The organism is Bifidobacterium sp. ESL0820 (assembly GCF_052606235.1).
In genome coordinates this window covers 951830-974337 of sequence record NZ_CP199594.1, presented here as the reverse complement: position 1 = coordinate 974337, position 22508 = coordinate 951830, and the positions used below count along the sequence as shown (strand labels likewise).

Here is a 22508-nt window from a genome sequence, read left to right as displayed (position 1 = left end):
GGTCTCACGGATTGAGGTTGTTTCATGTCTGATGGCGTCGACATAGCGGGTCGATATAAGGGCACAGGACCGCGGGATCTCCTGCGTGTGGGTTTGGACATCGGTTCCACCACAGTCAAGGCCGTGGTCCTTGGCGCAGGTGACAGGCTGGATCAGGCGCTGTTCAGCGACTATCGCCGCCATCATGCCAATGTGCGGCAGTGTGTGGCCGAGCTGGTCACCGACATCAAGCTTTCCCTGTCACGGGTTGGCCTGGCAGGCAATCCCATCAGCCTGGTGATCACCGGTTCGGGCGGGCTGGAACTGGCCAGCCAGCTGCAGGCCGAGTTCGCCCAGGAGGTCATTGCCGAGACCGAGGCCATCAACGCCACCTACCCCGAGGGGGACGTGATCATTGAGCTGGGCGGCGAGGATGCCAAGATCACCTATCTGAAGCCCACGCCAGAACAGCGGATGAACGGGTCCTGCGCAGGCGGGACCGGAGCCTTCATCGATCAGATGGCCACCCTGCTCAACACCGATGCTTCAGGCCTGAACGATATGGCCGCCAAGTACAAGACCATTTATCCTATCGCCTCGCGCTGCGGGGTCTTTGCCAAGTCCGACCTCCAGCCCCTGATCAACGACGGAGCCGCCAAGGAGGATCTGGCTGCATCCATCTTCAATGCCGTGGCCACACAGACCATTTCTGGACTGGCCTGCGGACGTCCCATTCGTGGCAACGTGATCTTTTTGGGCGGGCCCCTCTTCTTCATGAGCGAGCTCAGGGAAGCCTTCAAGCGGATCCTTCAGGACAGGGTCAGCCGTTACATCATCCCTGAGAACGCGCACCTCTATGTGGCCTACGGCGCTGCCATCATGGCTGGCCGCCGCGAGCAGGACGACCAGGACAGCGCTGCGCAGGTCAAGACCGACTATTCGCCAGAGACCGATGTGAACGACCCCTTCGGCCCGGCCTGGGGGCTGGATCAGGCGGAGGTCGACAAGGCACGGTCCGAGAAGGCTTCGAACTTGGACAAGATGGCTCTGCAGGATGCCATGCAGGACGGCCGCACCACCACCTTGGTGGACGGTGAGCATAAGGCTCCCGCGACCGAAACCGCCAAGGATGCCAGCCACACTCAAGACATGAACTTTGATCTGACTTCCTTGGATGGCGTCCTCTCCGCCCTGAAGGGCCTGGAGAACATGCCCTCCACGGCCAGAACGATCCGCCCGCTCTTCCTGAACGAGGAGGAGCGCAGTGAGTTCAACGACCGGCATGGGGCCCAGGTCATCCCCACCGGAGACCTGTCAGGAGCCAAGGGGCCGCACTTCCTGGGCATCGATGCGGGCAGCACCACCATCAAGGCCGTGCTGGTCAACGACGACAAGACCATCGTCTGGTCCACCTACGGGGTGCATAAGGACAGCCCGCTGATTGCCGCCGCCAACATCGTCAAGGAAGTCAGGAAGTCCCTGCCCGAGGGCGCCTACATCGCCCGTGCCTGCGCTACCGGCTATGGTGAGGGTCTGGTCAAGGCCGGCCTGCACGTTGACGAGGGTGTGGTCGAGACCATGGCCCATTACCGGGCAGCCGAGGAGATCAGCCCCGGGGTCACCTCGGTCATTGACATCGGCGGGCAGGATATGAAGTACATCGCCGTCAACGACGGGGTCATCGATTCCATCTGCGTCAACGAGGCCTGCTCGGCCGGCTGCGGGTCCTTCCTGCAGACCTTCGCCCAGTCCATGGGCATCAGCATCCAGGAGTTCACCAAGCAGGCACTGGCCTCCGACGCTCCGACCGATCTGGGTTCGCGCTGCACGGTCTTCATGAACTCCTCGGTCAAGCAGGCTCAGAAGGAGGGCGCCTCCCCGGAGGATATCGCCGCCGGGCTCTGCTACTCGGTGGTCAGGAACGCCCTCTACAAGGTCATCAAGCTGCGCGATGCCAACGCCCTGGGGCCTGTGGTCGTGGTCCAGGGAGGCACCTTCCTCAACGATGCCGTCCTGCGGGCCTTTGAGCTCCTGACCGGTCGCAAGGTGACCAGGCCCAACATCGCCGGGCTCATGGGAGCCTATGGTGCTGCACTGACGGCCCGCATGCACTGCCCGCAGAATGAAGAGGTCGAGGATCTGACCGCTGCCGCTCACATGGCCGACGGGGTGAAGTCCGTGGGCAGCACGCCCACCACCCCCAATAAGGCTCCGACTTCCACCAAGCCAAAGTCGTCACCGGCCGCCGTCAACAAGATTGCCTCCAAGAACGACCAGGGGTTCAAGGCGACCCTGCCTGACCTGAAGGTGCAGGACGGCCATGTGGTCAGCTCCATTCTGGCAGGGGACGATCTGGACAACCTCTCCATGACCACCACCCACGATGTCTGCAAGCTCTGCCAGAACCACTGCAAGCTGACCATCACCGAATTCGAGGACGGCGGCCGCTACGTGACCGGAAACCGCTGCGAGCGTGGCGGCGACAAGAACAGGAAGCGCTCCGACAGGCCCAACCTCTACGACTTCAAGTACAAGCGGGCTTTCGCCTACCGCCGTCTGACCCCGGACAAGGCCACCAGAGGCGACATCGGCATTCCTCGCGTGCTCAACATGTACGAGGACTACCCCTTCTGGTTCACCCTGCTGACCTCCCTGGGCTTCCGGGTCATGATCTCCGGGCGGTCCAACCACGAGCTCTTCGAGAGCGGGATGGAGTCCATCGCCTCCGAGAACATCTGCTACCCGGCCAAGCTGGTCCACGGGCACATCCACTCCCTGGTCGACAAGGGCATCAAGACCATCTTCTATCCCTGCGTCACCTATGAGCAGGAGCTGGTTCCCGATACGGACAACCATTACAACTGCCCCATCGTGGCCAACTACCCGGTGGTGATCGAGGCCAATATGGCCGAGCTCAAGGAGAACGGCGTCCGCTTCATGCGGCCCTACTTCAACCTCTCCAACAGGGAGAAGATGGTCGAGCGGATCGTCAAGGTCTTCGACTGGGCCAATGTGAGCGAGGAAGAGGCCAGGACGGCCGTCCAGGAGGCCTACCGTGAGGATGTCCGCTTCAAGGAGGACGTCCGCCAGGAGGGGCTCCGTGCCCTGGCCTATATGCAGGAGTACGGAGTCAAGGGCGTGGTTCTGTCGGGCCGTCCCTACCATGTGGACCCCGAGGTCAACCACGGCATTCCCGAGACCATCTGCTCCCTGGGCATGGCCGTGCTTTCAGAGGATTCGATCTGCGAGCTGGACGTGCATAAACTGCCCAAGCTGAGCGACTACATCATCCCGGCGGCGGGGGAGCGGGCCCTGGCCTCCAACAACCCCACGGCTACCAAGTTCCGCAAGACCGTGCCGAGCTTCGGCGACGACCATCAGAAGATGCCCTTGAGGGTGACCGACCAGTGGGCCTACCATTCCAGGCTCTACTCGGCAGCCAGGTTCGTCTCCGAGTATCCCGACCTGCAGCTGGTTCAGCTGGTCAGCTTCGGATGCGGCGTGGATGCCATCACCACTGACCAGGTCCAGGAGATTCTGGCCGACAAGGGTGATGTCTATACGCAGCTGAAGATCGACGAGGTCTCCAACCTGGGTGCAGCCAAGATCCGTCTGCGCTCGCTGAAGGCCGCCATGGATGAACGCCATCAACGGGATATTGCCCAGAAGGAAGCCCCCGTCAAGGAGCAAGCGCCTGCCAAGGTCGCGGTCAAGGATGCTGATCCGTTGCCTGACCTGGTTCAGGCGGAGGAATCATCTGATTCTCAGGGTTCTCAAGAGTCTGCAGACCGCATTGAAGCAGTGGATGCGAATGCGTCTGACAAGCCGGCATCCGATGGGTTCCGGTCCACCAACGCGCAGAAGATCAGCCTGTCCCAGCGCAAGGCCGACATTGTGGCTCTGGCACGGTTCGTGGCTTTGCACGATAAGAGCGACCAGGGTCTGATAGGCCTTCATCCCATGGGCATCAGGCCCATCCGAGAGACCATGGCCTCGCGGCAGAAGGATCAGGAAGCCGAAACCAAGTCGGCAGAGCCTCCGGCCGAACAAGGCCAAGCTGCTCAGCCCAGCGGGGCCGCCGCCAAACCGACCCTGTCCAAGTACGCCACTGAGCATCGCTTCACCAAGGAGATGGGTCACAAATTCACAGTGGTGGCGCCGCAGATGTCCCCCGTGCACTTCTCCCTCCTGGAGGCGGTCTTCTCCAGCGCCGACTACCACTTCGAGCTCCTGAAGCATGCCACGGCCGAAGACATCAACACCGGTGTCAAGTATGTCAACAATGATGCCTGCTTCCCTGCCATCATCGTGGTGGGGCAGCTGGTCAACGCCTTCCTGTCCGGCAGGTTCGACCCACACAAGTGCGCGGTCATTGTCACCCAGACCGGTGGCATGTGCAGGGCCACCAACTACTATGGCCTCCTGCGCAAGGCCCTGGCTGATGCGGGCTACGGCTACGTGCCGATCATCACGCTGAGCGTGCAGGGGTTCAAGGCCAATCCGGGCCTCCAGGTAACCCCGGCCCTGCTGCACCGCGCGGTCAAGGCCTTCTACCTGGGCGATGCCATGATCGAGTGCCTGCTCAGGGTTCGCCCCTACGAGCAGGAGCCCGGCTCGGCCAACAGGCTCTACAAGCTTTGGGACACGATCTGCAAGGAGACCATCGAACACCACGGGTACTCCAAGACCGCCAAGAAGGTCTACGGTCATGGATATCTGCCTTACCGCACGCTGATGAAGCGGATGATCCGGGCCTTTGACCAGCTGCCCCTGCGTAATATCCCCCGCAAGCCTCGAGTGGGTGTAGTCGGAGAGATCCTGGTCAAGTACCATCCTGATGCCAACAACCACGTGGTCGACCTGATCGAAAGCCAGGGCTGCGAGGCTGTACTCCCCGGTGTCTGCGACTTCATGGTCAACGGCATCTCCAATGCTGAATGGAACGAGGAGATGCTGGGCACAGGCGGACCAGTAGGTGTCAAGAAGATCGTCCTCAAGGCGGCGGATGCCTACCGTGCCCCCATGATCGCCGGCTTCAAGGCCTCCCATGGGAAGTTCGACATTCCCGCTCATATCACCGACCTGAGGGAGAAGGCTGCCTCGGTCACCTCCTTGGGCGTTCAGGCGGGAGAGGGCTGGCTTCTGACCGGCGAGATCATCGAGCTGATCCAGTCCGGCGCCCCAAACATCGTCTGTGCGCAGCCCTTTGCCTGCCTGCCCAACCATGTGACAGGACGCGGCATGTTCGGCAAGATCCGCAGGACCTACCCTGAGGCCAACATCGTCTCCATCGACTACGATCCCGGCGCCTCGGAGGCCAATCAGCTCAACAGGATCAAGCTGATGATCGCCGCCGCCAAGAAGCCAGGCGGCCAGCAAAATGCCACCCAGGGCCACAGGGCCAACGTCGAATCCCAGGCATCTGGATCGACCGGTCGGGATGCTGGGCAGGCAGCACCCGTCCAGGACGAGGAGAAGGTTCTGGAGAGCCTGTAGCCGCCAGGCCGAGGCCGGTTCCGGGACTAACCCGCCGGCCTTGGAGCTGCTGAACCACGAAGATCAAGGAAAGAGGGGTTTCCCATGACCAGCCGCGAGGAGATCAAGGCTCTGCTGGACACCGACCAGATCTACATTGCCGATACACCCGAAATGAAGCAGGTCCAGGACGCCCAGCAGGATCTGGTCTTCGAGTTCAACGCCTGCCGTCCCAGCCAGGCGGAGAAAAAGCGGGACCTCTGCAAAGAGATGTTCGGTTCATTCGGCGAAGGCAGCTGGATTGAGGGGCCAGTGCGGGCCAATTGGGCCTGCAACACCTACTGGGGGAGCAAATGTTACGCCAACTTCAACCTGGTTCTGGTCGACGACGGACGCATTGACATAGGCGACCACACCATGTTCGGACCCAACGTCACCATCGTCACCACGGGGCACACCATTCGCCCCGATATACGCGTATATGGAACGCCCCAGTTCTCGGTTCCGGTCAGCATAGGCAGGAATGTGTGGATCGGAGCAGGCGCCATCGTCATGCCGGGAGTGACCATCGGCGACAACACGGTCATCGGGGCAGGGTCCCTGGTCACCAAGGACATCCCCTCTGATGTGGTCGCCTACGGCCACCCCTGCAAGGCCGTCCGTCCCATCAACGACCACGATTATGAATACTACTGGGGGGATCGTCGGTATCAGGCGCCTTACGATGCCCGGCCTTTCAGGATGGATGAGGAAGGCTGATTGGTAGCTGCTTCCTTGGATGTCCCTGTCGGCTGGTGTCCGGCAACTGCGGTTTGGCCACTGCAATGCCTGTGCTGATCAGCAATATCCATCCCAGAGTGGTGAGGGAAAAATCAGCGCTTTGAACCGGTCCCATTCCTGGATGTAGTCGATTTTCGGCTCACGCAGCAGCCGTATCTGTATGCCGTCCATGACTTCCAGACTCATCCTCACCTTGTCCTGCATGTCTGTTGCCCACGCTATGCCATCAGGAAGCAGCCAGGGGAATTCAGAATAGCGCTTCCAGACCTCTGCCGGCCTGCGGATGAAATAATCATGCAAGGGGTGGCTGGCCGAAATGGCCTCTGTCTCTAGGACCGTATACAGCTGCGTGAGTTCGGGCTGGTCGGCATTGTGGGCGACTAAATAGTCAAAATAGGCCGGAAGATGCGGATGTTCGGGGTCTGACCCGGGAAGGCCGGTCCGCAGGAATTCCTCTGGCGTGCCATCGGCATCATAGATATCCGTGACCAAGAGGGAGAGCAGGCCTTCCTTGCTGCCCACATAATGGAGGACGCCCGGTTGCGACATCCCTACCATGTCAGCGACGTCTTTGAGCGATATGCCGTTGTACCCATGTTGGCTGATGAGGCGGGCAGCGGCCTGTGTGATTTCCGCTCTTCTCGCCTCCGGTGATTTTCTTGTTCGGCTCCCCATTTCCTGGTCTTGCGGCTCCTTTTCACTGCTCTTGGACATGTTGATACTTATGGTACATGGGGGCGTATTGGCAACAGCACAAGGGTTCCGGCTCGTCTGGGGAGAGAAAACAAGTCGTGGCACCCGCGGCCCTGCATAGAGTCGATGACTTGACAGAATCATTGAATACCTGTTAGATATATCATTATCTAATAATTAGTAGATATGGCTTTTTCCACGATGAAAGCGTCAGAGAAGACTAGTTGAAAGATGTCGGCACCATGAGCGACTCAACAACCCCGGCATTGGGTGATTCGGAACTGCGGCAGGTGCATAAGGTCTCATCGGAGCCGTCAACCGATCTGGGATGGACTAGGGAAGAAAGCCAAGGCTTCCAGTCAAAGCTGGAGCCGCGATCTTTCAGCACCATCGCCCTATGAATTGAGTCCCGTCAATCAAGATTGGAGTTCATCATGTCAGACAATGCGGGCAGCACGCGCCTTCCGGACAGGCTCATCTTCGGATGCGCCTACTACGACGAATACATGCCCTATGAGCGGGTGGACAAGGACATGTCCATGATGAAGTCCGCCGGCATCAATACCATTCGTATCGCCGAATCCACCTGGAGCACCCTGGAGCCCCAGCCTGGCGTATTCGACTTCAGCCATGTGGACCGGGTGCTGGATGCCGCTGGCCGCTTCGACATTCAGGTCATCGTGGGCACGCCCACCTATGCCGTCCCCGCCTGGCTGGTCGCCATGCATCCGGAAGTTCTGGCGGACACCCCCAAGGGTCCCAGCCGGTATGGCGCTCGCCAGATCATGGACATCATCAACCCCTCCTACCGGTACTACGGCGAGCGCGTCATCCGCAGGCTGGTGAGCCATGCGGCCGACAACCCCCAGGTGATCGGCTACCAGGTCGACAACGAAACCAAGTACTACGACTGTGTATCGCCCGACATGCAACGGCTCTTCGTCAAGGATCTGCGACGGCGTTTTGGCAATGACCTGGGCCGTCTCAATGCGGCCTTTGGCCTTGACTACTGGTCCAACAGGATCGACTCCTGGGAGGACTTTCCCGACCTGACCGGGACCATCAACGCCTCCCTTGGTTCGGCATTCGACCGCTTCCGTCGAAGCCAGGTCAGCCGCTATCTGGCCTGGGAGGCTGACATCGTGCGCGAATATGCCCGCGAGGACCAGTTCGTCACCCACAACTTCGATTTCGACTGGAGCCCAGGCTGGTCATATGGCCTTCAGCCCGCCGTCGATCATTTCGAAGCGGCCGAATGCCTGGATGTGGCCGGCGCGGACATTTACCACCCTTCTGAAGATGACCTGACCGGCAAGGAGATCGCCTTCGGCGGGGACATGACCCGCAGCCTGAAGGGCGGTGCCAACTACCTGGTTCTGGAAACCGACGCCCAGGGGCAGAACGGCTGGCTGCCCTACCCCGGGCAGCTGAGGCTGCAGGCATACAGCCATCTGGCCTCGGGGGCTGACGGGGTCATGTACTGGCACTGGCATTCCATCCACAATTCCTTTGAGACCTACTGGAAGGGGCTGCTTTCACAGGACATGGAACCCAACCCCACCTATGAGGAGGCCGGCCAGTTCGGCAGGCAGATAGCGCAGAAGGGTGTGGGTGAGCGCCTGATCAACCTTCAAAAGCGCAACAAGGTCGCCATCATGGTGGGCAACGACTCCCTGACCGCCTTGGACTGGTTCTCCCTGGAGACCGGTTTCCCCCGTCAGCAGGGGCAGATCTCCTACAACGATGTGGTCAGACGGGTCTACGATGCCCTCTTCGAGCTCAACATCGAGTGCGATTTCATCAGCGAGGAGGCTGACCAGTCCCAGCTGGGCCGCTATGCCATGGTCGTGGTTCCTGCCCTGTACAGCACCTGTGAGGATACGCTGAAGGCCCTGGCCGATTATGCCCATCAGGGAGGTCACCTGGTAGCCACGCTGCGCTCCTTTGTAGCGGACGAGAACCTCAAGGTCTGGCATGACAAGGCTCCGCATCTGCTGACCGAGGTGTTCGGCATCGACTACAACCAGTTCACCCGTCCCGGCAAGGGGTTGACCCTGGATCTGCATGGAGCCGAAGCCGACCAGGTTGGACCGGTCTGCCAGGGGCTGATCGAGCTGCTGAATCCGCGTTCCGACACGCAGGTCCTGGCATCCTATGACCACCCGGTCTGGGGGCGGTATGCGGCTGTGACCCGTCATGATTACGGCCACGGCAGCGCGGAGTGGATCGGCACTCTGCCGTCGGCCCAGGGCATGCGGCAGCTGCTTTCGGATGCGGCGGATGCGGCTGGCTTGAGCGGTCCTGCTCGGGATCTGGCTGGCCTGGTCACCGTGCGGGAGGGCATCAACGCCCTGGGGGAGCAGGTCGCCTACCTGCTCAATTATTCGTCCAAGGAGGTCAAGCTGGACGCGCCCTACGGGGGGCATCTGCTGGTGGCCGACGGGCAGGCTGATCCTCAGGCTCATGTCGACCAGGGCCAATCAATGACCATCGGACCCTGGGACCTGGCGATCATCGTTCGATAGACCGGCTTCAGTCTGATCGGCTTCAGACTGACCGGATATGAAGAAAGGAAGGTGCCCAGATGGCATCAAGAAAGTTGACGGAGGACCTGCCCTACCGCAATCCCGACCTAAGCGTGGATGAGCGAGTGGCCGACCTGGTGGGCCGGATGACCCGTGAGGAGAAGGTGGGCCAGATGATGCAGCTTGATGCCCGCTCGGGAGTGGACAAGGAGGTGGTGGATCAGCACGCCGGGTCACTGTTGCATGTCTCTCCGCAGAACATGATCAAGGCTGACAAGGCCGTTCATCGCACACGACTGGGCATTCCCCTGCTGATCGGGGACGACTGCATTCACGGCCATTCCTTCTTCCGCGGGGCCACCATCTTTCCCGAGCAGCTGGGCATGGCAGCATCCTTCGATCCTGAACTGGTTCAGCGGATGGGGCGGGCCACAGCCCAGGAGGTCGCCACAACAGGCGTCCACTGGACCTTCTCCCCGGTGCTCTGCATCGCCAGGGACACCCGCTGGGGCCGGGTGGATGAGACCTTCGGCGAGGACCCCTTCCTGATCGGCGAGATGGCCTCGGCCATGGTGCGTGGTTACCAGGGCGGATCAGCCATGACCGGAACCCTCCCCAAGGACGCTGTGCTGGCCACGGCAAAGCACTTCGCCGGCTACTCCGAGACCCAGGGCGGGCGCGACGCCTCCGAGGCGGACCTTTCGCACCGCAAGCTGCTCTCCTGGTTCCTGCCGCCTTTTGAGCGGCTGGCCAAGGAGGGTGTGGCCACCTTCATGCTGGGCTACGAGTCCATCGACGGGGTACCGGTCACCATCAACAACTGGCTGCTCAACGAGGTGCTTCGAGGGGAGTGGGGCTACCAGGGCACCCTGATCACCGACTGGGACAACGTGGGCCGGATGGTCTGGGAGCAGAAGGTGCAGCCCGACTACACCAGGGCCGCTGCAGCCGCCGTCAAGGCCGGCAACGACCTGATCATGACCACGCCCGGCTTCTACCAAGGGGCCTTGGATGCGCTGGATGCCGGGCTGCTGCGCGAGGAAGACCTCGACCGGGCGGTCAAGCACATCCTGGCCCTGAAATTCCGCATGGGGCTCTTCGAGGATCCGCGTCTGCCCGACCCCGAGGCCCAGAAGGCGATTATCAACTCACCGGAGCACCAGGAGCTCAACCTTCAGGTGGCCCAGGAGTCGGCAGTCCTTTTGAAGAACGACGGCATCCTGCCCCTGTTCGGTGGGGTAGATGCCGATGGCTGTCCTGGCGATAATTCAGCGCACAGCATCGCCCTGGTGGGTCCACTGATCGACGATGCCCAGAACCAGCTGGGGGACTGGGCCGGCGGTTCGGGCCAGTGCGACTGGATCAAGGACCAGCCTCGGGAGATGATCTCGACCGTGGCCGACGGTCTGCGCCAGGAGCTGCCTGCAAACTGGCGGCTCGACTGCGAGCAGGGCGTCGATGTGCTTCGTCTGGTCGACGATCCCGCGGGTCCGCTCTTCCCCGACGGCCAGCCCAGGCCCAAGGTGGCGGCCCCGGCCAGGATCGATCAGGACCGCTTCGACAGGGCAGTGGACCTGGCCAGGCAAAGCGACCTGGTGGTGGCCGTGGTCGGCGACGTGGTCCAGCTGGTGGGCGAGGGCCGTTCGACTGCCACCTTGGAGCTCTATGGTCCTCAGCGCGATCTGCTGGATGCCCTGGCGCAGACGGGCAAGCCCATGGTCATCGTGCTCATGTCTTCCAAGCCGCTGATCCTGCCCCCGTCCGCACAGTCGGCCAGGGCTCTGATCTGGCAGCCCGACCCGGGCATGCAGGGCGGCCGTGCCCTGGCCAGGATTCTCACCGGCAAGGTTGAGCCCACAGGCAGGCTACCCATCACTTTCCCCAGGCATGCGGGCCAGCTGCCGGTCTACTACAACCAGATCCGAGGCCAGCATGGTGACCGCTATGCCGACCTGACCCAAGAGCCGGCCTTCGCCTTCGGCCAGGGGATGGGCTACACCACCTTTGCCTACGGAAAGCCCCAGATCGATGGACCGGATGCCGTCGGCCCTGAAGACAGGGTCAGGGTGACTGTGGACCTCACCAACACCGGCCAGCGCCCAGGCACCGAGGTCGTCCAGGCCTACATCAGCGACCTGGTGACCTCCGTCAGCTGGACCGACCGCGAGCTGAAGGCCTTCCAAAGGATTCAGCTGGATCCAGGGCAGACCCGGAAGGTGGTTTTTGATCTACCGGTGTCTGAGTGGACCCTGGTTGATGCCGACTGCAACCGCAGGGTCGAGCCCGGTCAGTTCCAGGTGCTGGTGGGATCCTCCTCGCGCAGGGAAGACCTGCAGGCCGTGACGGTGACCGTGGGCTGAGCATGAAATCGACCGGGTTGCGGTTGCTTTAGTTTGCGGTTGTTCTGGATTGCCGCCGGTCGACTGACCGATACCTTGTTGTGGAACTCCTCGCGTGTTGGTTGCCCATGGCCCTCGCCCGCTTCTACCATTGCAGCATGAGGAAAAGCGTAGGCGCTGGGTATGCGCACCTGTTGACGGTCCCAAATCCTCGGCATGTGGCCAGCCTGGTCGACTACTTCACACGCGGATCCAAACCACGGTCCAAGTGGCGGTTCGGCATTGAGGTCGAGCATCTGCCGGTCCGCAACGACGGGTCCGACGCTCCGGTTCCCTATGAGGGGGAGCGGGGCATCGAGGCTCTGCTGTCGGCCTTGGAGCCCTGCTACGACGGCGATAAGGAATACCGGGAGGATGGCCACCTGGTCGGGCTGAGCAGGCCGGGCTGCGTGGTTTCCCTGGAGCCCGGAAGCCAGGTGGAGTGCTCCCTGGGCGTGGTGCGCGACAGCCGGGAATTCGAGGATCTCTACCGTCGTTTCCGTGCCGAGGTCGACCCCATTGCCGACCGGCTGGGGTTCCGTCTGGTCGAATATGGGTACCGTCCGGCTGGGTCCTATGCGGATGTGGGCGTCAATCCCAAGGAACGTTATGCGGTCATGAACACCTACCTGGGTCGCATCGGCCAGTGCGGGCCCATGATGATGCGCAGCACCGCCTCCACCCAGATAAGCATCGATTACCGGGATGAGGACGATGCCATCGCCAAGATACGTCTGGGCACGGCTATCGGGCCCATTTTGGCCTACCTCTTCCGCAATACTCCGATCTTTGAGGGGAAGCCCAACCGCATGCCCCTGCGACGCCAGCGGATCTGGGATTGGCTCGACACCCAGCGCACAGGCCTGATTCCGGGGCTGTTCGAGGACGGCTTCGGCTGGGAGGACTACGCCGTGGATATGCTCTCCACCCCGCTCATGGTGGCGGATGTCTCCCACACCCCTGAGGTGGACGGGCCGCAGGGTCGTCAGTTCTTCATTGCCTGGCATGAGAACGCCGGGGAGATCTATCCTGACCGCCGGCTCAACGATGCCGAGATAGCGCATATCCTGACCACGCACTTCAACGACGTCCGTTTGAAGAATTACATCGAGCTCAGGCACTGGGATTCCCTGCCCATGAAACGTGCCAGCCGACTTCTGGAGATCGTCGGCGGTATCTTCTACGACTCGGATCGATTCGCCAGACTTGTCGAGCTTTTGGACGGGGTGAGCGAGGAGGACGTGCTCCAGGCCAAGGCCGATCTGCAGGCCCACGGCGGGCAGGCCAGCCCCTATGGGCGCTCTCTGGACTTCTGGCGGCAGGCGCTAGGTGCCGAGAACACTCTGGATGATCTGCCGGGCGATCCACGCCATCCTGAACGCTTCCAGTCCTGACGACTGTTTCGTTATGCGAACGGGCGGGTCAGGTTTCCTGAGGATGGTATAATCTGGTCACCAATGGGCCTTGATCCGTTATCAGCGGGGAGCCCTCGGAAGAACGGGTTCGCTTGCGGCGATCCTCAGTAGAACCGACGGGCGGGCCCGCATAGCCCAGTTCAAGCGGTCCGGCGCAGGTCATTGGCCGGGCAAGCGAGGTGGTACCGCGGTGGGCCCCATGGGTCCCTCGTCCTCGACATGGCGACATGAACGACCAGCGAGGAGCGTGAACGGTGAATCAGACCACTGATACCTCAGATGCGACAAAACGGGATGGCGCAGTCTATCCCAAGGCGGTGGTGGACCCGGCTCTGGCCAAGGTGAAGCCCAATCCCTCCTTCCCCCATATGGAGGAGTCCGTTCTGGACTACTGGGACCATGACGACACCTTCAACAAGTCAGTAGACCGTCGCCCTTCCGGCGATCATGCCGACAATGAGTTCGTCTTCTTCGATGGCCCGCCCTTCGCCAACGGCCTGCCCCACTATGGACACCTGCTGACCGGCTACGTCAAGGATGTCATTCCCCGCTACCAGACCATGAAGGGCCACAAGGTCAAGAGGGTCTTCGGCTGGGATACCCACGGTCTGCCTGCCGAGCTGGAGGCGCAGCGTGAGCTCGGCATCGACAGCGTGGATCAAATCGAGCAGATGGGCATCGAGAAGTTCAACGACGCCTGCCGCGCTTCAGTGCTCAAGTACACCAGCGAGTGGAAGGACTACGTCCACCGTCAGGCCCGATGGGTGGACTTCGACCACGGATACAAGACCCTGGATGTCTCCTACATGGAGTCGGTCATGTGGGCCTTCAAGACCCTCTACGAGAAGGGCCTGGCCTATGAGGGCTACCGGGTGCTGCCCTACTGCTGGAAGGATCAGACCCCGCTGTCCAACCATGAGCTGCGCATGGATGCCGATGTCTACCAGGACCGCCAGGACACCACCGTCTCCGTGGCCGTCAAGCTCAGGGACGAGGACGCCTATGCCGTCTTCTGGACCACCACCCCCTGGACCGTCCCCACCAATCTGGCCATCGTGGTCGGCGCTGATATCGAGTACTCGGAGGTCAGTCCGGTGTCTGGCCCCTTCGCCGGCAAGCGGTTCTATATCGCTACGGCCCGTTTGGGAGACTACGCCAAGCAGCTGGGGGAGGACTACCAGGTGGTCCGCACCCTCAAAGGGTCAGAGATGGAGGGCTGGCGGTACTGGCCGGTCTTCCCCTACTTCGCCGGAGAGCAGGCTGAATCCGAGGGCGGCACCCCCGGCCCCAATGCCTATACCATCTACACGGCCGATTACGTCGACACCGTGGAGGGCACCGGCCTGGTCCACCAGGCTCCCTATGGCGAGGACGATATGAACACCCTGAACGCCAAGGGCATCCGCAGCGTGGACGTGCTCGATGCAGGCGCGGTCTTCACCGAGCAGTGCCCCGACTACCAGGGCCTGCAGGCCTTCGAGGCCAACATGCCCATCGTCCGCAACCTGCGCGCAGGCGATGGCCCTCTGGCACAGATCCCAGCCGAGCGCCGGGCCCTCCTCTTCCAGGAGAAGAGCTACGTCCACTCCTACCCGCACTGCTGGCGTTGCGGCACCCCGCTAATCTACAAGCCGGTCTCCAGCTGGTTCGTCTCCGTGACCAAGATCAAGGACCGCCTCCTGGAACTCAACCAGCAGATCAACTGGATCCCCAGAAACGTCAAGGACGGCCAGTTCGGCAAGTGGCTGGCCAATGCCCGCGACTGGTCCATCTCCCGCAACAGGTTCTGGGGCTCGCCCATTCCGGTCTGGGTCTCGGACGATCCCAAGTATCCTCGGGTGGACGTCTACGGGTCCTTGGATGAGCTCAAGAAGGACTTCGGCCGCTACCCGACTGATGACAAGGGGCAGATCAACATGCATCGGCCCTGGATCGACCAGCTGACCAGGCCCAACCCTGACGACCCCACCGGCAAATCCACCATGCACAGGATCACCGATGTGCTGGACTGCTGGTTCGAGTCGGGCTCCATGCCCTTCGCCCAGTTCCACTACCCCTTCGAGAACAAGCAGTACTTCGAGGACAGGGATCCCTGTGATTTTGTGGTCGAGTACATCGGCCAGACCCGCGGCTGGTTCTACACCATGCACATCATGTCCACGGCCCTCTTCGACCGCCCGGCCTTCAAGAACGTGATCTGCCATGGCATCGTCCTGGGCTCCGACGGCCAGAAGATGAGCAAGCACCTGCGCAACTACCCGGATGTGAACGAGGTCTTCGACAAGTACGGATCCGACGCCATGCGCTGGTTCCTGATGAGCTCGTCCATCCTGCGCGGCGGCAACCTGGTCGTCACCGCCGATGGCATCCGCGACACGGTCCGCCAGGTCATGCTGCCGGTCTGGAGCTCCTACTACTTCTACACGCTCTATGCCAACGCGGCCAACAAGGGCGCCGGCTACCAGGCCCAGGCGCTGACGCCGGAGCGTGTGGCCGACCTGCCGGAGATGGACCGCTTCCTGCTGGCACGCACCCGTCGGCTGATCCAATCGGTGCAGAAGGCCCTGGACGACTTCGCCATCTCGGAGGCCTGCGATGCGGTGACCGACTTCATCGATGTGCTGACCAACTGGTACATCCGCAACAACCGCGACCGCTTCTGGGGCGAGGACCACCAGGCCTTCGACACCCTCTACACGGTTCTGGAGGCCTTCGCCCGCCTTCTGGCCCCCCTGGCGCCTATGGAAGCCGAGCAGATCTGGCGGGGCCTGACCGGTGGCGAGTCTGTCCATCTGGCCGACTGGCCCTTCCTGGCCGACGAGGCCACCGGGCAGGAGACCGAACTGGGACAGGTCCTGCGTGACGATCCTGCCCTGGTAGCCGCCATGGAGAAGGTCCGCGAGGTGGTTTCGGCCGCCCTGGCCCTGCGCAAGGCCGAGCAGATTCGCGTCCGCCAGCCCCTGTCCCTGCTGACCGTGGTGGTTCGTGACCCCGACGCGGCCCGCCCCTACGTGGACGTGCTGAAGTCCGAGCTCAACATCAAGGACGTGGAGTTCTGCACCCTGGACCAGGCCGGTCAGCATGGTCTGCGGATCATCCACGATCTCAAGGTCAACGCCCGTGCGGCCGGACCCCGGCTGGGCAAGCAGGTCCAGTTCGTCATCAAGGCTTCCAAGCAGGGCGACTGGTCCGAGCAGGACGGCCACGTGGTCGTCACCACTCCCGACGGAGTGGTGGCCCTGGAACCTGGCGAATACGAGCTGGACAACAGGATCGAGCAGGAGGATGGTTCCCAGGCTGATCGTTCGGCCTCCGCGGCCCTGCCCACCGGCGGCTTCGTCATTCTCGACACCCAGCTGGACGACGATCTCCTGGCGGAGGGCTATGCCAGGGATCTGATCCGCCAGGTTCAGGATGCTCGGAAGACCGCTGGCCTGGACATCGCTGACCGGATTCGGCTGACCCTGACCCTCCCCAAGGAGGATGCCTCCAAGGCTCAGCAGTTCAGCGACCTGATCGCCCGCGAGACCCTGGCCACCAGTCTGACCGTCAATGCTGGCGATCTGGACCAGCCGCAGGTTGACCTGGTCAAAGCCTGATCATAGTTGCATAAAAAGGGCTTCCATCTCCTATCAGATGGAAGCCCTTTTTCATACGACCTGCCTGGCTAGGTGCTCGTCTGCGCTACGCTTGGCCGTGCGGCTGGCAATATTGCGATGGAGCGCCGGCTGCTGATCAGCCCTTGACCTTGTCGCTGACCTGGTCCAGGGTCTGCATATCCTGGTCGCTCAGTTCCAGATGGGCAGCGGCCAGAAGGGCCGGCAGCTGCTCGGGGGTGCGTGCAGAGGCGATGGGGGCTGCGATCCCAGGCCTATGGTTGAGCCAGGCCAGGGCTACGGTGGCCAGCTCGACCCCGTGGGCCTTGGCGATGCCGTCCATGGCAGCGACCACGTCCAGTCCCTCCTGGGTGAAGAAGTCCTTGACCATGCCCTCGCGCTTTTTGCCCTTGAGGTCGTCCATGGTCCGGTACTTGCCCGTCAGGAAGCCCGAAGCCAGCGAGAAGTAAGGGAAGACCGCCAAATCCTCGTCCTTGGCGACCTGCATAAGGCCGCCCTCATAGGTCTTGCGGTAGACCAGGTTGTACTGGGGCTCCAGGGCCACCGGCAGGGTCAGGCCCTCCTTGCGTGCAATGCTGAACCATTCGCGGATCCGGTCAGGCGTGTAGTTGGACAGGCCGATAGCCCGGACCTTGCCCTCCTTGACCAGCTTGTCGAAGGCTGCCGCAGTCTCCTCCAAGGGGGTGGAGCTGTCGTCGAAGTGGGCATAATAGAGGTCGATCACATCCAGACCCAGCCTGAGCAGGGAGGCATCGGCGGCGGCCTCGATGTTCTTGGCTGACAGGCCTGAGTACTGGGGGTGCTGGCTGACCTTGGTAGCCACCAGGACCTTGTTGCGGTTGCCGTTCTTGGCCAGCCAGCGGCCCAGGACGATCTCGGACTCGCCGCCGGAGTGGCCTGGGGCCCAGGCCGAGTAGACGTCGGCTGTATCGATCAGGTTGCCCCCGGCTTGCGTGTAGGCGTCCAGGACTTGGTCGGACTGGGATTCGTCGCTGGTCCATCCGAAGGTGTTGCCGCCCAGGACCAGGGGGAAGATTTCGGCATCGATGCCGCGTAGTTTTGCCATATTCATCCTTTCGGGTTGAAGGCTTGTTAAACCGAGTCTATTACGGCTTATGCGCCCGAACCGATTATTCAGACGAGTCCATCATGTATGGTGATGAGAGGATAGGCCGGAATGGTGCGGTTCTCAGGTCCGGCCCCAAGGGTTTTAAGCTCGAAGGAGAACACTCATGCATCTGGGCATCGCCATTGTGATCGCCGTGCTGGTCCTGGCGCTGATCATCTTCCTTCTGGGGATTTTCGTGGTGCCCCAGCAGCAGGCGGACGTCATTGAGCGCTTCGGCAAGTACCACCGGGTGGCGCTGGCGGGCATCCACGCCAAGATCCCCCTGGTGGACCGGATAGCCGCCAAGACCAACCTGCGGGTCAACCAGCTGAACGTCAAGCTGGAGACCAAGACCAAGGACAACGTCTTCGTCACCGTGGAGGTCTCTGCACAGTTCCGGGTGGAGGCGGCCAACGTGTCTACGGCCTACTACGAGCTGGTCGACCCGGCGGGCCAGCTGCGCTCCTACATGGAGGACGCCCTCAGGTCGGCCATTCCCGCCCTGAGCCTGGATGACGCCTTCGCCCGCAAGGACGACATCGCCTCCGACGTGCAGCAGACCGTGGGCCAGGAGATGCAGCGCTTCGGGTTCTCGGTCATCAAGACCCTGGTCACGGCTATCGACCCCTCCACCCAGGTCAAGCAGGCCATGGACTCCATCAACGCGGCCCAGCGTGAGAAGGAGGCCACCAGGGAGCGTGCCGATGCCCGTCGGATCGAGATCGAGACCCAGGCCAGGGCCGATGCCGAGAAGACCAGGATGCAGGGCGAGGGCCAGGCCAACTACCGACGGGAGATCGCCAACGGCATTGTGGACCAGATCAACAGTCTGCGGGCCGTGGGCATGGATATCGATGCGGTCAACAATGTGGTGCTCTTCAACCAATATCTGGACGTGATGCGCTCGCTGGCCGAATCCGACAATGCCAAGACCCTGGTTCTGCCTGCGGCGACCCCTGGGGGTTACAACGAGCTCTTCAGCCAGATGACCGCAGCGCTGATGACCGCCCAGAGCACCCAGGGCAGTGCGGATCCCCGCCACGGCCGCAGGGGTGCGGGCGCAGAGGGCGGGGCCGGGACGCCGGCTCTGTAAGGCCGTGTCCTAAGAAGCAATTTCCGCATGGCAGGTCCTGCGGGGTCGGATTTCAGCTTTTCAGGAAGTCGGCTATGGCCTCGGCGGCCCGATAGCCCTTGTCGTACATGGCGTTGAGTCCCTTGAGCGACTTGCTCAGCGTGGTCAGTCCGCACAGGCTGTCAGGGGCCAGGATGAGCACCCGACCCTCCTTTTCGGCCTGCTTGGCCAGGGCCACCTCGTCGTTGTAGGTGCGGTAGCGCTCCATCAGGCGCTCGCCGGCCGCCGGATAAGTTCTGGCCAGGATCCGGGCCGGCAGGACATCCTTCTTCTGTTCGCGCAGAATATCCCTCTGGCGGGTCAGGACCAGGACGATGCGCTCGTAGCCCTCGTCCATGGCCTTGCGGACCGGGACCGGGTCGGCGATGCCGCCGTCCAGATAGGGCACCCCATCGATCATGTAGGGCTTGTTGGCCACCGGCACGGTGGATGAGGCCTTGAGGATGTCATAGTTGTCCTGGGCCAGGTCGGACTTGTCAAAGTAGACGGTGGATCCGTCAGTGGCCTTGCAGGCGACTACGGTGAACAGGGCCGGATTGGCCTTTAGAGCCTGGTAATCCAGCGGGCATTCCCCGTCGTGGGCCGACAGTTTGCCATAGACGTAGTCCAGGTCGACGAAGGTGTGCTTGGTCAGGAAGTTGCTCACGCTCGCGTACTCCTTGCGGGAGGAGTAGACGGTGTAGAAGCGGTAGCAGCGTCTGAGCTGGCCCGACAGGAATGAGGCCAGATTGGCGCTGCCGGCCGAGACCCCGTAGCAGTGATCGAAGGTGATGCCCTGCTCCATGCAGCGGTCGAAGACGCCGGCGCCGAAGATGGACCGGTAGCCGCCGCCTACGTCGATGACGGCTGTTCTTTTGCGTGCCATGGGCACCTCGTTTCCTGACAGATATCCGAGCTTGATGACAGCTTATGCGTGAACGTTGGACAAGCCGTTCAGGGGCGGCAGGAGGCCAGCAGCCGCTTGGACAGATCCAGCATGGCCGGTGAGGGATCGGAGTTGGCGATCTCTACTCTGCCGGTGCCGGGGCCCGGGTTGAGGGCATCGGCCTGGGCCAGCAGATCCTTGAGGTGGCGGGCCGTCCCAGGGTTGCCGTCGATCAGCGCCAGGCCTGGCGGGCAGATGCGGGCGATGGACTGGCGGAAGAAGACGAAGTGGGTGCAGCCCAGGACCAGGGCATCCAGGGTCTGCAGGTCATAGGGATCCAAATAACGGTGCAGGGTGGCATCGACCAGGGCCTGGTCATTCAGCCTGTCAGACTCCACAATGGTCACCAGGTCTGGGCAGGGCTGGGTCAGGATGGTGTGCCTGCCGGAGAACCGTGCCATCAGGCGTGAGAACTTGGCCTCCTTCAAGGTCAGCGGGGTGGCCGTGACCAGTACCCGCTGGGGTCGGCCTCCGCCACGTGTGCAAGCCAGCTTCAGGGCCGGCTCCATGCCGATGACCGGGACCGGGTAGCGTCGGCGCATTTCATCCACGCAGACGCTGGTGGCGGTGTTGCAGGCGATGACCATGGCCTTGACGCCCTGGTCCATGAACCGGTCGCCAATGACCTGGCAGCGCTGGGTGATCTGATCCGGCTTCTTGATGCCGTAGGGGGCGTAGGCGGAATCGCCAAAGTAGAGCAGGTTTTCTTGAGGAAGGAGGTTGCGGATGGCTGCAGTGACGCTCAGACCGCCGAGTCCGGAGTCGAAGATCCCGATCGGTGCATCTGATGTCATCTGATCCGCTCCTTTCGCAGCCGAAGAACCACCCTAGCCTGTCGCCGAAGGGCCGTACGCTACAAGCATGAGTATTCCCCGGACTGTTTACAAAATGCAAGCCACCGGCAACGATTTCGTGGTCTACGCCGATCCCCGGGGGGATCTGGAGCCTACGGCCGACCAGGTGCGCTGGCTGTGCGACCGTCATTTCGGAGTCGGAGCCGACGGGGTCATCCGGCTGACCCACCCGGCCGATGTCAGCGACCTGAACCAGGAGCAGGTGGATGCCTGCGACCGTTTCGGCTGCCAGTGGTTCATGGACTACCGCAATGCGGACGGTTCCTTGGCTCAGATGTGCGGCAACGGGACCCGGGCCATCACCCTCTTCGCCCAGAAGCAGGGGCTGACGCCGACTATGGAAGGCGCCTCCTTCCTGCTGGGGACCCGGGCCGGGGTCAAGCGGATCGTCTCGCGCAGTCCGATGAAGTGCGACGGCGATCATGTGTTCAAGGTCAAGGTCGGGGCCTGGCGGATGGGGCCGGTGGGGCAACAGCTGGTCGACGGCGGAGCCCTGGGAGGCTCGGCTCCTGGCACCATGGTGGATATGGGCAATCCTCATGCAGTCGTCCTGACTGCAGTCGCTGCCGAATTGGAGGCCGGTGGACTGCCCGGGACCGTGACCGAACTGCTGGCTAGGACCGACCTGCCCGATCCGGGCGATTTGGACCTGTCGGCCCCGCCGCGGGTCAGGCCCGGGCTGGCTGAGGGGCAGAATGTGGAATTCCTGCGTCTGGATGCCCTGGATGCCGACAATGGCAGCGGTCGGGCCACCATGAGGGTCTATGAGCGTGGGGTGGGCGAGACCCTGTCCTGCGGTACCGGTCTGTGCGCCAGCGGCGTGCTCTTGCGAGCCCTGACCGGGGTCGACCATTGGACCATCCAGGTGGGCGGGGGCCGTCTGAAGGTGGACGTGGATTCGCAGGATGTGTGGCTGACTGGACCGGCCAGAATGGTCGCCCGTCTGACCCTGGAGCATGTGCCAGACTGCTGATCAGCCGAAGAGGGCGGATCCTTCCACAGCCAGGACGATAGTGGCCAGGGCGACCAGCCAGACCAGGTCGACCATCAGATCGAAGTGCCGCTGATAGTAGGTCAGCAGCCATCCCGACCTCTTGCGCGGCAGACCCTGCTGGATGACCGTGGCGTGGCTGAAGGCCATGAACTGCAGGCTGGTGGCGAAGGTCATGACCAGGCACCAGGGGCAGAGGGCGTGGATGACGAAGAGCGACTGGGCGAACAGCCAGAGCGCATAGGCCAGGGCGGCAAGCGAGGCCAGCCAGGTCCCTGCCGTCAGCAGCGCAGGCATTTTGATTCGGCACAGACCCACTACGGCCAGCGTCAGGAAGACAGCCTCAGCGACCAGCCCCAGAAAGGCATTGGGGATCGGCAGTGTGCCCAGGCGGATCAGCTCGGCTTGGGGGGACTGGGCCACGGCTGAGCAGGAGACCACCGAGTTGATGTCACAGCTGAGCTGGCCCTGGGGGTGACGCGCCAGTTGCAGGGTTTCCGCTGACAGGACCAGGCTGGCGTAGAGCGCCGCAAACGAGGTCAGGGCGGCGATCAGATAGCTGGAAGGGGCTGACGAGGTCGGTTCGCTCATGGGGTCCATCACCTCAATGGTCGGGAGGGTTCTCTGAGACGGGAA

The 22508-nt window shown here is 62.4% G+C and carries 13 protein-coding genes; 8 read left to right on the top strand and 5 right to left on the bottom strand.

Features of this window, described 5'->3' with window-relative positions:
- Window positions 1–24 precede the first annotated feature (24 nt).
- Entirely contained in the window at window positions 25–5475 is a 5451-nt protein-coding gene (locus tag ACUIAH_RS04070; protein WP_445341477.1) for an acyl-CoA dehydratase activase-related protein, read from the top strand.
- 84 nt (window positions 5476–5559) lie between these two features.
- Window positions 5560–6213: a sugar O-acetyltransferase gene (locus ACUIAH_RS04065; protein ID WP_445341476.1), complete on the top strand. Its 654-nt coding sequence runs from the start codon at window positions 5560–5562 to the stop codon at window positions 6211–6213.
- A 78-nt stretch (window positions 6214–6291) separates the two neighbouring features.
- Here ACUIAH_RS04065 and ACUIAH_RS04060 read toward each other — a convergent pair whose 3' ends face one another.
- Window positions 6292–6948, bottom strand: coding sequence for a TetR/AcrR family transcriptional regulator (locus ACUIAH_RS04060; protein ID WP_445341475.1), 657 nt, complete (start codon window positions 6946–6948; stop codon window positions 6292–6294).
- Between the two features lie 413 nt (window positions 6949–7361).
- On the opposite strand from ACUIAH_RS04060, the gene ACUIAH_RS04055 reads away from it, so the two are divergent.
- The 4 genes from ACUIAH_RS04055 (at window position 7362) to ileS (ending at window position 16844) form a co-directional block, all read left to right on the top strand.
- Window positions 7362–9452: a beta-galactosidase gene (locus ACUIAH_RS04055; RefSeq protein WP_445341474.1), complete on the top strand. Its 2091-nt coding sequence runs from the start codon at window positions 7362–7364 to the stop codon at window positions 9450–9452.
- Window positions 9453–9511: 59 nt separating this feature from the next.
- Window positions 9512–11812 carry a glycoside hydrolase family 3 N-terminal domain-containing protein gene (locus tag ACUIAH_RS04050; protein WP_445341473.1) on the top strand — a complete coding sequence of 767 codons (2301 nt, stop codon included), beginning with the start codon at window positions 9512–9514 and terminating at the stop codon, window positions 11810–11812.
- Between the two features lie 137 nt (window positions 11813–11949).
- Window positions 11950–13224 (top strand): glutamate-cysteine ligase family protein, encoded by a 1275-nt coding sequence (locus ACUIAH_RS04045; protein ID WP_445341472.1) that lies wholly within the window; start codon window positions 11950–11952, stop codon window positions 13222–13224.
- Between the two features lie 275 nt (window positions 13225–13499).
- Window positions 13500–16844 carry a mupirocin-resistant isoleucine--tRNA ligase gene (gene ileS / locus ACUIAH_RS04040; RefSeq protein WP_445341471.1) on the top strand — a complete coding sequence of 1115 codons (3345 nt, stop codon included), beginning with the start codon at window positions 13500–13502 and terminating at the stop codon, window positions 16842–16844.
- A 136-nt stretch (window positions 16845–16980) separates the two neighbouring features.
- On the opposite strand, the gene ACUIAH_RS04035 is transcribed toward ileS, so the two are convergent.
- Complete coding sequence (locus tag ACUIAH_RS04035; RefSeq protein ID WP_445341470.1) at window positions 16981–17928, bottom strand: aldo/keto reductase; 948 nt, start codon at window positions 17926–17928, stop codon at window positions 16981–16983.
- Window positions 17929–18094: 166 nt separating this feature from the next.
- Between ACUIAH_RS04035 and ACUIAH_RS04030 the strand changes: the two genes are divergently transcribed.
- Window positions 18095–19063 carry an SPFH domain-containing protein gene (locus ACUIAH_RS04030; RefSeq protein ID WP_445341469.1) on the top strand — a complete coding sequence of 323 codons (969 nt, stop codon included), beginning with the start codon at window positions 18095–18097 and terminating at the stop codon, window positions 19061–19063.
- Between the two features lie 52 nt (window positions 19064–19115).
- Here ACUIAH_RS04030 and ACUIAH_RS04025 read toward each other — a convergent pair whose 3' ends face one another.
- A complete protein-coding gene (locus tag ACUIAH_RS04025; protein WP_045924054.1) occupies window positions 19116–19967 on the bottom strand; it encodes a patatin-like phospholipase family protein in 852 nt (283 codons plus the stop codon).
- Window positions 19968–20035: 68 nt separating this feature from the next.
- Entirely contained in the window at window positions 20036–20821 is a 786-nt protein-coding gene (gene murI / locus ACUIAH_RS04020; RefSeq protein WP_445339785.1) for a glutamate racemase, read from the bottom strand.
- Between the two features lie 67 nt (window positions 20822–20888).
- On the opposite strand from murI, the gene dapF reads away from it, so the two are divergent.
- Window positions 20889–21854, top strand: coding sequence for a diaminopimelate epimerase (gene dapF, locus ACUIAH_RS04015; RefSeq protein WP_306221867.1), 966 nt, complete (start codon window positions 20889–20891; stop codon window positions 21852–21854).
- Here dapF and ACUIAH_RS04010 read toward each other — a convergent pair whose 3' ends face one another.
- Entirely contained in the window at window positions 21855–22463 is a 609-nt protein-coding gene (locus ACUIAH_RS04010; RefSeq protein ID WP_445341468.1) for a vitamin K epoxide reductase family protein, read from the bottom strand.
- Window positions 22464–22508 lie beyond the last annotated feature (45 nt).